1 protein-coding gene is annotated in these 469 nt (G+C 58.8%); it reads left to right on the top strand.

Annotated elements, in window-relative coordinates:
* Positions 1–119 precede the first annotated feature (119 nt).
* A partial coding sequence (locus PZH32_RS11275) for a molybdopterin-dependent oxidoreductase (protein ID WP_275208342.1) occupies positions 120–469 on the top strand: 350 nt, incomplete at its 3' end.

The raw sequence follows: 469 nt of genomic DNA, 5'->3' as shown, positions 1-469 counted from the left end.
AGGGCGCTTTGGCCCTGTGGGATCAGGTGAAGTAAGCCGAGCAGAAGGGCATCACGCCAGTTGAGGACGTAAACGGCACCTTTACCTTCGATCAGGACCTGACGGTTTCTCAGGACCAGATGCCCAATGCGCAGTGGCTCGGCAACGATTACGACCTTATGCGCTTCGACAATACGGCCGATAACAAGCCGCTCGATCAGGAGATGTTCGATTCCTGGGAGATCTCCATTACCGGCGCCGTCGCCGAAGAGAAGACCTGGAAGCTGGTCGACCTCATCGATGAGGCCGAGAAGGCCGGCGTAGTAGTTACCACGCCGTTGGTGGCTCAGTGCACTATTAACCCGCTGGGCGGCGAGGCCATCGCCCAGGTGGAGGTCACGGGCATTCCACTGGAATGGCTCTTGGAGAAAGTGGACATCAACGACGACGCTGTGGGTGCCATGTGGTACACCCCCGATGGAGAGCGTGC

Source organism: Adlercreutzia equolifaciens, from assembly GCF_029076695.1.
GTDB lineage: Bacteria > Actinomycetota > Coriobacteriia > Coriobacteriales > Eggerthellaceae > Adlercreutzia > Adlercreutzia equolifaciens_A.
This window is presented reverse-complemented; position numbering and strand designations above follow the sequence as displayed.